The 13,041-nt window shown below is 60.4% G+C and carries 11 protein-coding genes; 8 read left to right on the top strand and 3 right to left on the bottom strand.

Annotated features, from left to right (window positions below; translation table 11 throughout):
• The first annotated feature begins 84 nt into the window (after positions 1–84).
• The 8 genes from IB245_RS17135 (at position 85) to IB245_RS17100 (ending at position 9,153) form a co-directional block, all read left to right on the top strand.
• Complete coding sequence (locus IB245_RS17135; RefSeq protein ID WP_192228129.1) at positions 85–852, top strand: TerC family protein; 768 nt, start codon at positions 85–87, stop codon at positions 850–852.
• 282 nt (positions 853–1,134) lie between these two features.
• Complete coding sequence (locus IB245_RS17130) at positions 1,135–2,793, top strand: Na/Pi cotransporter family protein (protein WP_192228128.1); 1,659 nt, start codon at positions 1,135–1,137, stop codon at positions 2,791–2,793.
• A gap of 181 nt (positions 2,794–2,974) precedes the next feature.
• The gene (locus tag IB245_RS17125) at positions 2,975–4,351 is read left to right on the top strand and encodes a M16 family metallopeptidase (RefSeq protein ID WP_192228127.1); all 1,377 of its coding nucleotides are present in this window, start codon (positions 2,975–2,977) and stop codon (positions 4,349–4,351) included.
• Between the two features lie 207 nt (positions 4,352–4,558).
• Positions 4,559–5,587 carry a DUF5924 family protein gene (locus tag IB245_RS17120; RefSeq protein ID WP_192228126.1) on the top strand — a complete coding sequence of 343 codons (1,029 nt, stop codon included), beginning with the start codon at positions 4,559–4,561 and terminating at the stop codon, positions 5,585–5,587.
• A 54-nt stretch (positions 5,588–5,641) separates the two neighbouring features.
• Positions 5,642–6,790 carry an ABC transporter permease gene (locus IB245_RS17115; RefSeq protein ID WP_032828683.1) on the top strand — a complete coding sequence of 383 codons (1,149 nt, stop codon included), beginning with the start codon at positions 5,642–5,644 and terminating at the stop codon, positions 6,788–6,790.
• Complete coding sequence (locus tag IB245_RS17110) at positions 6,787–7,590, top strand: ABC transporter ATP-binding protein (RefSeq protein ID WP_008044731.1); 804 nt, start codon at positions 6,787–6,789, stop codon at positions 7,588–7,590. Before IB245_RS17115 ends, IB245_RS17110 begins: the two co-directional genes overlap by 4 nt.
• A 1-nt stretch (position 7,591) precedes the next feature.
• Positions 7,592–8,530 (top strand): MlaD family protein, encoded by a 939-nt coding sequence (locus tag IB245_RS17105; protein ID WP_192228125.1) that lies wholly within the window; start codon positions 7,592–7,594, stop codon positions 8,528–8,530.
• On the top strand, positions 8,527–9,153 hold the full coding sequence (locus tag IB245_RS17100) for an ABC-type transport auxiliary lipoprotein family protein (RefSeq protein ID WP_192228124.1): 627 nt from the start codon (positions 8,527–8,529) through the stop codon (positions 9,151–9,153). The genes IB245_RS17105 and IB245_RS17100 overlap by 4 nt, the downstream gene beginning before the upstream one ends.
• A 117-nt stretch (positions 9,154–9,270) precedes the next feature.
• Here the strand turns inward: IB245_RS17100 and IB245_RS17095 are convergent, their stop codons facing one another.
• The 3 genes from IB245_RS17095 to IB245_RS17085 all read right to left on the bottom strand — a co-directional run bounded on the left by IB245_RS17095 (position 9,271) and on the right by IB245_RS17085 (position 13,016).
• A complete protein-coding gene (locus tag IB245_RS17095) occupies positions 9,271–10,500 on the bottom strand; it encodes a nucleoside recognition domain-containing protein (RefSeq protein WP_008027633.1) in 1,230 nt (409 codons plus the stop codon).
• Between the two features lie 186 nt (positions 10,501–10,686).
• Entirely contained in the window at positions 10,687–12,018 is a 1,332-nt protein-coding gene (gene gltP / locus IB245_RS17090) for a glutamate/aspartate:proton symporter GltP (protein WP_008044718.1), read from the bottom strand.
• A gap of 833 nt (positions 12,019–12,851) precedes the next feature.
• Positions 12,852–13,016, bottom strand: coding sequence for a DUF1328 domain-containing protein (locus IB245_RS17085; RefSeq protein WP_003177151.1), 165 nt, complete (start codon positions 13,014–13,016; stop codon positions 12,852–12,854).
• Between the last annotated feature and the right edge of the window lie 25 nt (positions 13,017–13,041).

The raw sequence follows: 13,041 nt of genomic DNA, 5'->3' as shown, positions 1-13,041 counted from the left end.
CCCAAGACTCACCACTGGGGGTCCAGGCTTCGTTTTTTGAAGCTTGGGCCCTTTGTGGTTTAACACTCGCTCAAAGGAATACACATGGAATGGCTGACCAACCCTGAAATCTGGGTTGCCTTCTTTACCCTGACCGCCCTGGAAATCGTCCTGGGTATCGATAACATCATCATGATTTCGATCCTGGTCAGCCGCATGCCCAAGCACATGCAGGCGCGCACCCGAATCTTCGGCCTGGCGCTGGCCATGGTTACGCGGATTCTGTTGCTGCTGTCGATCACCTGGGTCATGCGCCTCACCGCTGACTTGTTCGAAGTGTTCGGCCAGGGCATTTCCGGGCGAGACCTGATCCTGTTCTTCGGTGGTCTGTTCCTGTTGTGGAAGAGCTCGCAAGAGATGTACCACGCGCTGGAAGGTGAAGACGAAACCAATGAAGAGCCGGGTGGCAAGGGCGGTAACTTCCTCTACACCATCATCCAGATCGCGATCATCGACATCGTGTTCTCGCTGGACTCGGTGATCACCGCCGTCGGCATGGTCTCCCACGTACCGGTCATGGTCGCGGCGATTGTTGTGGCTGTGCTGGTGATGATGCTGGCTTCCGGCACCATCAGCTCGTTCATCGACAAGCACCCGTCGCTGAAGATGCTGGCGCTGGCGTTCCTGCTGATCGTCGGTACCGTGCTGATTGCCGAATCCTTCGATGTGCACGTGCCAAAAGGCTACGTCTACTTCGCCATGGCGTTCTCGCTGGCCGTGGAAGCGATCAACATCAAGATGCGCACCGCGATTGCGAAGAAGAAGAAACAGCAGGATCCGGTGAAACTGCGCAAGGATATTCCTGGGCAGTAAGCCGAATGTAAAACCTGTGGGAGCGAGCCTGCTCGCGATAGCGGCCAGTCAGTCAACATCAATGTTGAATGTGACGGCCTCATCGCGAGCAGGCTCGCTCCCACATTTTTTTGTGCGGTCGCCAGGCCCTGATTTCATGACAGTTTTGTTTCAATCGCCTCTTTAGCTATGCGATGCTGGCGCGCAGACCGTTAGCCAACTACAGCTTAAGTACACAACGTAGAAAGTCGCGCGGCACCGTCAACTTGCTCCTTTGGGGCGCTACCACCACAGGGGGCCCTTATGCTCACCCTGCTCAATTTGTTATCTGCCGTGGCCTTGTTGATCTGGGGCACGCACATCGTCCGAACCGGCATCCTGCGGGTCTACGGTTCCAACCTGCGTCATGTGATCGGCCAGAACATGTCCAAGCGCTGGCTGGCGTTCATCGCCGGCATAGTCGTGACCGCCATGGTCCAGAGCAGCAACGCCACCGCCATGCTCGTCACCTCCTTTGTCGGCCAGGGCCTGATGGCGCTGATGCCTGCGCTGGCGACCATGCTCGGCGCCGACGTGGGTACGGCGTTGATGGCGCGGGTGCTGACGTTCGATTTGTCATGGGTGTCACCGCTGCTGATTTTTCTCGGGGTGATTTTCTTCCTGTCGCGCAAACAGACGCGGCTCGGCCAGATGGGCCGGGTGGCCATCGGTCTGGGCCTGATCATTCTGGCCCTGCAACTGATCGTCGAAGCGGCGGCGCCGATCACCCAGGCGCAAGGGGTCAAGGTCATCTTCGCCTCGCTGACCGGCGACATCCTGCTCGATGCCTTGGTCGGCGCCCTGTTCGCGATGGTTTCCTACTCCAGCCTGGCCGCCGTCCTGCTGACCGCGACCCTGGCCGGCGCCAGCGTGATCAGCTTGCCGGTGGCCATCGGCCTGGTGATCGGCGCCAACATCGGCAGCGGCATTCTGGCGTTCATGAGCACCAGCATGCAGAACGCCGCGGGCCGTCAGGTGGCGCTCGGGAGCCTGCTGTACAAGCTGATCGGCCTGTTGCTGATCATTCCGGTGCTCGACCCGTTGGTGCACTGGATCGACAGCCTCGACTTCAGCCCCCAGGAAATGGTCATCGGCTTCCACCTGCTCTACAACACGGCTCGCTGCCTGATCTTGCTGCCGACGGTCGGGATAATGGCCAGGCTGTGCGCATGGCTCTTGCCGGAACGCCCGGAAATCAACGGCACGGCCAAACCGCGGCACCTTGATCCGACGGCGCTGGTCACCCCCAGCCTGGCGCTGGCCAACGCTGTCCGGGAAACCCTGCGCATCGGCGATCTGATCGACAGCATGCTCGAAGCCATGCTCGACGTGCTGCGCGGCAAGCAAACTGCCGTCACCCAGGAAATGCGTCGCCTGACCGATGATGTGGATGCGCTCTACAACTCGATCAAGCTCTATCTGGCGCAAATGCCCCGTGAAGACCTCAGCGAGCAGGACAGTCGACGTTGGGCGGAAATCATTGAACTGGCGATCAACCTCAAACTCGCCAGCGACCTGATCGAGCGCATGTTGCGCAAGGTGCAGCAACAGAAAACCTCGCAGCGCCGGTCTTTTTCCGAGGTCGGCCTGGACGAATTGGCGGGGCTGCACAGCCAGCTGATTTCCAATTTGCGCCTGGGGTTGTCGGTGTTCCTCAGCGCCGACAAGGAAAGTGCCCGCCAGTTGCTGCGGGAGAAGCGTCGCTTCCGTGCACAGGAACGCCGCCTGGCCCATGCTCACGTCAGCCGGTTGCAACGTAAGATTGTGCAGAGTATCGAGACCAGTTCGCTGCACCTGGAGCTGATCGCCGACATGAAGCGCCTGAATTCTCTGTTTTGCAGCAGTGCTTACGTGGTGCTGGAAACGTCTGACACCGGTGCGCTCGCTGTAGATGATTTGGCTGACATCACACATTCGCCTTGAACGTCTGGCAGTGTGGTCAGTCAGTTATATGTATTCAGCTTGATGGCCATTCGCGAGCAAGCCCGCTCCCACATTTGAAATGCATTCCTCTGTGGGAGCGGCGGTGCGACGGTTCGACTTGCTCGCGAAGAGGCCCTGACTGACGACACGGATCTCCAAACCAGCCGTATGGAAACTCGCTATGCGTTGTTTGTTGTTCGCCTGCCTGTTGCTCGGTTCATTCCCCTCGTTTGCCCTGGACCGCTTCCAGGTCGAGGGCTATACGCTGCCCAACGGCCTGCAATTGCTGCTCAAGCCCGGCACCGAGCGCGGGCATGTGGCGATTCGCCTGGTGGTCGGCGTCGGCATCGATGATTTCAACTGCGCCGACAAGGAGCTGCCGCACCTGCTCGAACACTTGCTGTTCAGTGGCATCGACGCCACCGGTGAAGGTGGTCTGGAAGAGCGCATGCAGGCGCTGGGCGGCGAGTGGAACGCCTACACCAGCAACGCCGACACCACGTTCGTCATCGAAGCCCCGGCGAAAAACCAGCGCAAGGTCCTCGACTTGCTGTTGGCGCTGTTGACCCAGACCCGAATCGACGACAACGCGATCAACGCTGCCAAGAAAGTGGTCGAGCGCGAAGACGGCGGCCATTACTCGCACCTGCAACGGTGGCTGGATCGTCAGGACCTGGGCCACACCGCGAGCAATCAACTGGCCGTGGAACTGGGCCTTAAATGCCCGGAGCGGGCCGAGGTCGATTACCTGACCCGCGAACAACTGGAGACGGTACGCAAGGCCTGGTACGCGCCCAATAACATGACCCTGATCGTGGTCGGCGACCTCGACCGCTTGCTGCCGGGTTATCTGGAGCGGGCCTGGGGCGAGCTTGATGCGGTTGACCCTACCGATCACCCGCCGCTGCCGGAGATCAACGCCAGCGCGGCCCATGAACGCACGTTGAGTCACGGTATTGTCGGCGCGGGTGCCAAGTTGCACTGGCTGGTGCCGGAGCCCGTGCTGGCGGATCAGCACGACGAAACCTTCGACCTGCTCAAGGATTATCTGGACTGGGCGCTCTATCGCCAGATGCGCCTCGCCCATGGTCTGTCCTATGGCCCCTCCGCCGAGCGCGAAGTGTTTGGCGGCGTGGGTTTCATGAGCCTCAACGCCGACCTTGAGCGCGACGATGTGACAGCGGCGGAACAGGTGCTGGATGAGTTGAAGGCTGGGTTGCTCAAGGACGGCCTGGACGCCGCCACCTTCAACCGCCTCAAGCAGGCTGCCATCGCGCGCCAGGCCTGGGCCGTGCAAGGCAACAGCGCGTTGGCCGATTACTACTGGAGCGCGTTGAGCGACTACGAGGACGGCCGCTTCGCCGACCCGGCCAAGGAACTCCAGGGGGTTACGCTGGAAAAAGCCAACAAGGCCATGCGTGAATTGCTCCTGCAGCCAGGTTATCTGCGGATCGAGAAGCCGTTGATGAGTTATGACCAGGTGTTGTGGGCAATTGCCGGGGTGTTCGTTTTGATGGTGCTCGGGCTGTTGGCCTGGCGCCTCCACCGTAAGCAATAACCAACCCCTGTAGGAGCCGGCTTGCTGGCGATGGTCGTCAACGATAACGCGTATTTTCTGAATAAACGCGGTGCCTTTGAGTCCATCGCCAGCAAGCCGGCTCCTACAGTTTTGCGTAGGCCAGCGAACGCTACTTCACCCTCGCCACACCGCCCTCCGGGCGGTAACCTGTCGGGGTTTTTTCCTACGACTACTGTGAACCGCCGAATGCCTACCCTGACCTTGTTCGTACAGCGCATCCTCGAACTGATGAAGCGCTATCCCGGGGTCATTGCGCTCGGCGGTTTCATTTCCGGGGTCGGCAGCTTCATGCTGGTGGATCGTCAGCAAGGCCTGGCGACGTGGATCACCATCATCATGGTGTTGAGCTGGATCTGGCTGATGCTGGAAAACAGCCTCACCAAGCTCTTCACCCGAATCTTCAAACGGGAAATTCCCCAGCCGTTGCTGCGTTATGCGACGCAGATGATCCACCAGGAAAGCCTGTTTTTTGTCCTGCCGTTCTTTTTCATCACCACCACCTGGAACAGCGGCCAGTTGTTCTTCACCGGGCTGCTGGGCATCGCCGCGCTGATTTCCATCACTGATCCGCTCTACTACAAGTGGCTGGCGCCCCGGCGCTGGGCGTTCCTGGCGTTGCATACGCTGACGCTGTTTGCCGCGCTGCTGACCGCCCTGCCCGTCATCCTGCACCTGACCACCTCCCAGAGTTTCAAACTGGCGCTGGGCACCGCCGTCGTGCTGTCGTTCCCGAGCCTGGCGTCGATCTTCCCTATTCGCACCGTGCGAAATGCGCTGGCAATCCTGAGCATCACCGTCGGCATCGGCGGCGTGGGTTGGGTGTTGCGCTCGTGGGTGCCGCCAGCCACGCTGTGGATGACCGATGTGGCAATCAGCACCCAGATGCAGGACCGCACGCCGGGCAAGAGTCTGGAAGAAGTCAGTGCCGAGCAGATCCGTGGCGATGGCCTGTACGCCTACACCGCGATCAACGCCCCGCGCGGTCTCGACGAGCGCATTTACCATGTGTGGCAGTTCAACGGCAAAGAGGTCGACCGCATCGCCCTGGACATCCACGGCGGGCGCAAGGAAGGCTATCGCGCCTGGACCCACAAGCAGAACTTCCCCGGTAACCCGGCGGGCAAGTGGCAGGTTCGGGTGCTGACCGAGGACGGCCAGTTGATCGGCGTGTTGCGCTTCACGATCACGGACAGCACACCGACCAAAGAAAAGTAATGCGGTTCGTGCTATTACGTAGCTCTGCGTAACAGCCGAACAAGCACGGAGCTTATGACCAGCAGCACAATGGCCGGCAATGCCCAACTGGACGCCGCTCACTCCCCCGCTCAGTTGCGGGTGACGGGTGACTGGACGCTTGCCCATTACGCCGAACTCAAGGACCTGAGCGAAAAGCTTCGCGGCCAATACGACGACAAAACCCACATTGACCTCAATGGCCTCGGCGCGCTCGACACCGCCGGCGCATCGCTGTTGGTGGAATTGCTCGGTTCGGACCGTCTAGGAAAATCCGCTGAACATCCTGATTGCACCTTGTCTGTCGCCGATCGTGCGTTGTTGCAGACCGTTTATTGCTCGATGACCGACTTCTGCGTACCGATCAAGGAAGCGGAAATCAGCGTCGGCATTCAGTTGCTGACCCGTATCGGCCGCGCAGTGGATGCCGTCTGGCAAGACACCCTGCAACTGCTGGGCTTCGTCGGTCTGATTCTCGAAACCATCGCCCGTGGGCTGTTCCGCCCGAAGCGCTGGCGCATCACGCCTATGGTCGCGCACATCGAACAGACCGGCCTCGACGCTGCCCCCATCGTTGCCCTGCTGACCTTCCTGGTAGGCGCCGTGGTGGCGTTTCTCGGCGCAACGGTGCTGGCGAGTTTCGGTGCGAGCATCTTCACCGTGGACCTGGTGGCGTTCTCCTTCCTCCGTGAATTCGGCGTGTTGCTGACCGCAATCCTGATGGCCGGGCGCACCGCCAGTGCGTTTACCGCGCAGATCGGCTCGATGAAAGCCAACGAAGAAATCGACGCCATCCGCACCTTGGGTCTCGACCCGATGGAGTTGCTGGTGGTGCCACGCGTGCTGGCGCTGCTGGTGGCGCTGCCGATGCTGACCTTTGTGGCGATGCTCTCTGGGATTGTCGGCGGTGGCGTGGTCTGCGCCGTGGCGCTGGATATCTCGCCGGCGATGTTCTTGTCGCTGCTGCAAACCGACATCGGCGTTCAGCACTTTCTGGTCGGCATCGTCAAAGCGCCGATCTTCGCCTTCCTGATCGCCGCCATTGGTTGCCTTGAAGGCTTCAAGGTCAGCGGCAGCGCCGAGTCCGTCGGGGCGCACACCACGTCGAGCGTGGTGCAGTCGATTTTCGTGGTGATCGTGCTCGACGCCGTGGCCGCGCTGTTTTTCATGGAGATGGGCTGGTGAGTCGTCTACCCCGAGCGCCCTCCGAGGCGGTGATTGAGGTCCGTGGGCTGTGCAATCGCTTCGGTCGCCAGAGCGTGCACGAGAACCTCGACCTGGATTTGTACAAGGGCGAAATCCTCGCGGTGGTCGGCGGTTCCGGCAGTGGCAAGTCGGTGCTGTTGCGCAGCATTGTCGGCCTGCGCCAGCCCAGCGAAGGTGTGGTGAAAGTGTTTGGTAAAAACCTGCCGACCCTGTCCGAGCACGAGCGCTCGATGGTCGAACGGCGCTTCGGTGTGCTGTTTCAGAAAGGCGCGCTGTTCTCTTCGCTGACCGTGACCGAGAACGTCGCCCTGCCCCTGATCGAACACGCCGGGCTGAGCCGCAACGATGCCGAACACCTGGCGGCGGTGAAACTGGCGTTGGCCGGGTTGCCGCTGTCGGCGGCGGACAAGTACCCCGCTTCGCTGTCCGGCGGCATGATCAAGCGCGCGGCACTGGCCCGGGCGCTGGCGCTGGACCCGGACATCCTGTTCCTCGACGAGCCCACCGCCGGCCTCGATCCGATTGGCGCGGCAGCGTTCGATCAATTGATCCTGACCCTGCGCGACGCGTTGGGGCTGAGTGTGTTTCTGGTGACCCACGACCTCGACACGCTCTACACCATCACCGACCGCGTGGCGGTGCTGGCGCAGAAGAAAGTGCTGGTGGCGGACGCCATCGACAAGGTGTCGGAAACCGACGACGCGTGGATTCACGAATACTTCCATGGCCCTCGCGGCCGCGCGGCGCTGTCAGCCGCTCAACAGCTTAACGAGGTCTGACATGGAAACCCGAGCCCATCACATATTGATCGGCCTGTTCACCGTGATTGTAGTGGCAAGCGCCCTGCTCTTCGGTCTGTGGCTGGCCAAGTCCAGCGTCGACACCGAGTTCAAGGATTACGAGATCGTCTTCAACGAGGCGGTCAGCGGCCTGTCCAAGGGCAGCGCCGTGCAGTACAGCGGGATCAAGGTCGGCGATGTGGTGAGCTTGCGCCTGGACCCGAAAGACCCGCGTCGCGTGCTGGCGCGGATTCGCCTCGGCGGCGATACGCCGATCAAGGAAGACACCCAGGCCAAACTGGCGCTGACCGGGATCACCGGGACCTCGATCATCCAGCTCAGTGGCGGCACGCCGCAGAGCCCGACGCTCAAGGGCCACGACGGCAACTTGCCGACGATTGTGGCCTCGCCCTCGCCCATCGCCCGTTTGCTCAACGACAGCAACGACTTGATGGCCGGCGTGAACGTGTTGATGCACAACGCCAATCAGATGTTTTCGTCGGAAAACGTCGAGCGCATCAGCAAGACCCTCGAACACCTGGAACAAACCACCGGCACCATCGCCGATCAGCGCGGTGACATCCGTCAGGCGATGCAGCAACTCTCTGCCATCGGTAAACAAGCGACGGCGACGCTGGAACAGACCGCCGCCCTGATGCGCAACGCCAACGGCCTGCTCACCGATCAGGGCACGCAGATGTTCGGCAGCGCCGAGCAAGCCATGAAGTCGCTGGAACAAAGCAGCGCAACCATCAACAAATTGCTCACCAACAACCAGGATTCGCTCAACAGCGGCATGCAAGGCCTCAATGGCCTGGCCCCGGCTGTACGTGAGTTGCGCGACACCCTGACCTCGTTGCGCGCCATCTCCCAGCGCCTGGAAGCCAACCCGAGCGGTTACTTGCTGGGCAATGACAAGAACAAGGAGTTCACGCCATGAAGCTGACTCACATCGCCCTCCTCGGCGTTTTTACGCTGACCAGCGCCTGCTCGATCCTGCCCAAGTCCGAACCGTCCGACGTCTACCGGTTGCCCTCGGTCCAGGGCAGCGTTTCGGGCAGTTATGGCACGGCGCAACGCTGGTCACTGCGCCTCACCAAACCGCAGGCCAGCGAGGCGTTGAACAGTCCGCAAATCGCCGTGATACCGCAAGGCGACCTGATCAGCAGCTACAAGGCTTCACGCTGGAGCGATCCGGCGCCGGTGCTGCTGCGCAATCGTCTGCTCGATGGTTTCCAGCGCGATGGACGGGTGCCGTTGTTGAGCACCGATGACAGCAATTTCCAGGCGGATCTGGAGTTGGGCGGGAGTTTGCAAGCGTTCCAGACTGAATACCAAGGCACCGCGGCGAGTGTCGTTGTGCGTCTGGATGCGTTGCTGGTGCGTGGTTACGACCAGCGCATTCTCGCCAGCCGGCGCTTCGAAGTGCGTCAGCCGCTGAGCGATGTGAAGGTGCCGGCGGTGGTGGCCGGGTTTGGCCTGGCGAGCGATGAGCTGACGGCGCAGGTGGTGGATTGGGCGGTTGAGCAAGGACAGAAAGTCGCGCCGCCACCGCGACCGTGAAGCCTTGCACGGACCTAATGTGGGAGCGGGCTTGCTCGCGAAAGCGGTATGTCATTCAGTATTGATGTTGACTGACAGGACGCCTTCGCGAGCAAGCCGGTCCCACAGGGTTTGTGGTTAGCCGAAGAACCAGTAGCAGACGCCAATGGCGCCGAGCACCCCGGCCAGCTCTGCCAGCAACGCACACCCCACCGCATGCCGTGCCCGCTGAATCCCCACCGCACCGAAGTACACGGCCAGCACATAGAACGTCGTCTCGGTACTGCCCTGAATCGTCGCCGCTACCAAGGCAGGGAAGCTGTCTACCCCGGACGTCTTCATGGTTTCGATCAGCATCGCCCGCGCGGCGCTGCCGGAGAACGGTTTGACCATTGCTGTCGGCAGCGCGTCGACGAAACGCGTGTCCCAACCTGCCCATTCCACCAGGTGCCGAATCCCGTCGAGGCCGAAATCCAGCGCCCCGGACGCCCGTAGTACACCGACGGCACAGAGCATCGCTACCAGATACGGCAGCAGATTCTTCGCCACGTCGAAGCCTTCTTTCGCACCTTCCACGAAGGCCTCGTAGACCTTCACTTTGCGCAGCGCGCCGATCACCAGGAACAGCATGATTATCCCGAAGAGCGTCAGATTGCCGAGGATCGACGACAAACTGGCTAGCGCGGTGGCCGAGAGCGTTGCCAGCAACGCCATGAAACTACCAAGGATCAGGGCACCGGGAATCATATAGGCCAGCACCACCGGGTCCCACACGCGCAGGCGTTGCATGAACGCGACAGCCAGGAAGCCGACGATGGTCGAGCAACTGGTGGCCAGCAGGATCGGCAGGAACACCAGCGTCGGATCCGGCGCGCCTTGCTGCGCGCGGTACATGAAGATCGTCACCGGCAACAGGGTCAGGGAGGAGGCGTTGAGCACCAGGAACAGGATCTGCGCGTTGCTGGCAATGGTGTCGCTGGGGTTGAGCTCTTGCAGCGCCTTCATGGCTTTAAGGCCGATTGGCGTGGCGGCGTTGTCCAGGCCCAGGCCGTTGGCGGCGAAGTTCAGGGTGATCAGGCCGATGGCGGGGTGACCGGCCGGCACTTCTGGCATCAGGCGCAGGAACAGCGGGCCCAGCGCTCTGGCCAGCCACTCGACGATCCCGGCTTTTTCGGCGATCCGCAGAAAACCGAGCCAGAGGGTGAGGGTGCCGAACAGCAGGACCATGACCTCGACCGACAACTTGGCCATGGCGAAAATGCTTTCCACCATCGCCGCGAAGATCCCGGCATTCCCGCCGATCAGCCACTGCGCCAGCGCCGACACGGCCGCCACAATGAAGAAGCCAAGCCAAAGGCCATTGAGCATCAGTAAATCCCCCGAAGAATGCGGCGAATGATAGCGGGGTAGCCAGAAACGACAAACCCCGGATTTTTCCGGGGTTCATATAAGCGCCACATCTTTGTAGGAGCCGGCTTGCTGGCGATGAACGATAACGCGGTATGTCTGATAAACCGCGGTGTCCAGATCGCCAGCAAGCCGGCTCCTACAGGTTTAGTTGTTGGACACTTCGCCGACCGGCAGCTTTTCCTTGCTGCGCCAGTGCGGCAGGGAGTTCCAGTAGCGCTGGCCCTTGGCGTCGTCGTACATGCCTTCCCAACGGGCGATGACCAATACGGCCAGGGCGTTGCCGATCACGTTCAGCGCGGTACGCGCCATGTCCATGATGCGGTCGACACCGGCGATGAACGCCAGGCCTTCCAGCGGGATACCCACGCTGCCCAAGGTTGCCAGCAGCACCACGAAGGACACGCCCGGAACGCCGGCGATGCCTTTGGAGGTGACCATCAGGGTCAGTACCAGCAGCAACTGCTGGCTGATCGACAGGTCGATGCCGTAGAGCTGGGCAATGAAGATTGCCGCGATGCTTTGATACAAGGTCGAACCGTCGAGGTTGAACGAGTAACCAGTCGGTACCACGAAACTGCAAATGGCTTTCGGTGCGCCGTAGGCTTCCATCTTCTCGATCACGCGCGGCAGCACGGTTTCGGAGGAGGCGGTGGAGTAGGCCAGTACCAGCTCATCCTTGAAGATGCGCATCAGCTTGATCACCGAGAAACCGAACAGGCGAGCGATCAGGCCCAGCACCACGAAGGCGAAGAAGGCGATGGCGACGTAAACCAGGATCACCAGTTTGGCCAGCGGCAGCAGGGACGCGAAGCCGAAGTTGGCCACGGTCACCGCGATCAGTGCGAACACGCCGATCGGGGCGTAGTTCATGATCATGTGGGTGACCTTGAACATGCTTTCCGACACGCCTTGGAACATCGTTACCAGCGGGTCGCGCAACTCGGGCTTCAGGCTCGACAAACCGAGACCGAACAGTACCGAGAAGAAGATGATCGGCAGCATTTCGCCGCGGGCCATGGCCGCGAAGATGTTGGATGGGATCAGGTTGAGGATGGTTTCGATGAACGCGTGTTCATGCTGTACCTCGGCGGCGGTCGCCTGGTACTTGGAAATATCCACGGTACCCAGGGTGCTCATGTCGATGCCGGCACCCGGGTGGAACAGGTTGGCGAGCAGCAGGCCAACGACGATGGCGATGGTGGTGACGACTTCGAAGTAGATGATCGTCTTGAGGCCGATGCTGCCGAGTTTCTTCGCGTCACCGACGCCCGCAATACCGACGATCAACGACGAGATCACGATCGGGATCACGATCATCTTGATCAGACGGATAAAGATATCGCCTGCTGGTTGCAGAACGTTGCTGATCCACCAAGCCTTTTCGGCACTGAAATGGTTGAGCAGCGCACCGATTGCAATCCCCAATACCAGACCGATCAGGATCTGCCAGGCGAGGCTAAGCTTTGCCTTCTTCATATCTTTACCCTTACTTGCGTTTGACTCAGGCAGATGCGGGAACTGGAACGCTTTTGGCGAAAAAGTCTTGTGCATCTGCCCCCGTATAAGGTGCCCCGGAGCGAGTATTTATGGCTCTCTGGCAGGCGAAAAAAGGCGCAACTATTCCGATGCAAGGATGCGACGTCTAATGCCGTAAACGCCTACCCTATGCCGAATCGGCATGAGGTTTTTTCACTGAAAGCGACGTCGCAAACGGTTCGAATGTGACATTTCGGCAGGCATATGTGCCGTGAACCGGCCATCTCCGGGCAGGCTGGGTGTTTTTTGATCAGTGGTGCGGGAGGGGGATTTCAGAAAAATCCGACAATCAGAGGTGAGAAATCGCTGCAAAATAAGGCAGTTTTTTCTCGATGTACGGTCACGAAAGAAACACCGGGAAAAGTATTTTCCGGTGATTAGTCGTGCGAATGAGAGGTTGGAACAGCGAAACCGGATGGATCGCTCTATTTCAAAGCGTTGCGCGCAAGCTCTTCGCAAGCCCGTCGAGCCATGGAGGGAAGACGAGCTTGCGTCGCAGCTTTTTCCTGACCCGGCCCTTTCGCAGGTACTCCCTGTACCCGTAGGTCACTCCGCCCCTGAAACAGGCAGAACGTCCCGACCCCTTGGTCATGCGTCTACCTTCCTCAGGTAGCGCATTGGAGAGAAGCAATGCTGCTTCTTTCGTGTGACAAATTCGGTACCAGCCCGGATCTTTCTTCAGTTGTTTTCTTCACCGCGCCTGGCTGCCATCGCGATGGCACTGCCGCCCGGGAGCAGGGCGGCTGCCAACGTTTTGGGTGAAACGCTCATCTTCAACCTCGACCGCGACGGCCAAAGAAGAACGAAGCAATGAACATCACCAGGAACACGACAAAGAGAATCTTGGCGATACCCGTGGCGGTGCCCGCGATACCACCGAAGCCCAGTACTGCAGCGATGATGGCAATGATCAAGAATGTGATTGCCCAGCTCAACATGGTGATTCTCCTTACGCTTCTATTT

The organism is Pseudomonas sp. PDM02, from assembly GCF_014852285.1.
GTDB classification, from domain to species: Bacteria; Pseudomonadota; Gammaproteobacteria; order Pseudomonadales; family Pseudomonadaceae; genus Aquipseudomonas; species Aquipseudomonas migulae.
The sequence above is the reverse complement of the archived record's forward strand: the minus strand, read 5'-3'. Positions and strand labels throughout refer to the sequence as shown.

Excerpts from the sequence above, each read along its gene's own strand:
- IB245_RS17135 (WP_192228129.1), top strand. The coding sequence starts at position 85 with ATGGAATGGCTGACCAACCCTGAAATCTGGGTTGCCTTCTTTACCCTG.
- IB245_RS17085 (WP_003177151.1), bottom strand. The coding sequence starts at position 13,016 with ATGTTGAGCTGGGCAATCACATTCTTGATCATTGCCATCATCGCTGCA.
- IB245_RS17115 (WP_032828683.1), top strand. The coding sequence starts at position 5,642 with ATGACCAGCAGCACAATGGCCGGCAATGCCCAACTGGACGCCGCTCAC.
- IB245_RS17125 (WP_192228127.1), top strand. The coding sequence starts at position 2,975 with ATGCGTTGTTTGTTGTTCGCCTGCCTGTTGCTCGGTTCATTCCCCTCG.
- gltP (WP_008044718.1), bottom strand. The coding sequence starts at position 12,018 with ATGAAGAAGGCAAAGCTTAGCCTCGCCTGGCAGATCCTGATCGGTCTG.
- IB245_RS17095 (WP_008027633.1), bottom strand. The coding sequence starts at position 10,500 with ATGCTCAATGGCCTTTGGCTTGGCTTCTTCATTGTGGCGGCCGTGTCG.
- IB245_RS17100 (WP_192228124.1), top strand. The coding sequence starts at position 8,527 with ATGAAGCTGACTCACATCGCCCTCCTCGGCGTTTTTACGCTGACCAGC.
- IB245_RS17105 (WP_192228125.1), top strand. The coding sequence starts at position 7,592 with ATGGAAACCCGAGCCCATCACATATTGATCGGCCTGTTCACCGTGATT.
- IB245_RS17120 (WP_192228126.1), top strand. The coding sequence starts at position 4,559 with ATGCCTACCCTGACCTTGTTCGTACAGCGCATCCTCGAACTGATGAAG.
- IB245_RS17130 (WP_192228128.1), top strand. The coding sequence starts at position 1,135 with ATGCTCACCCTGCTCAATTTGTTATCTGCCGTGGCCTTGTTGATCTGG.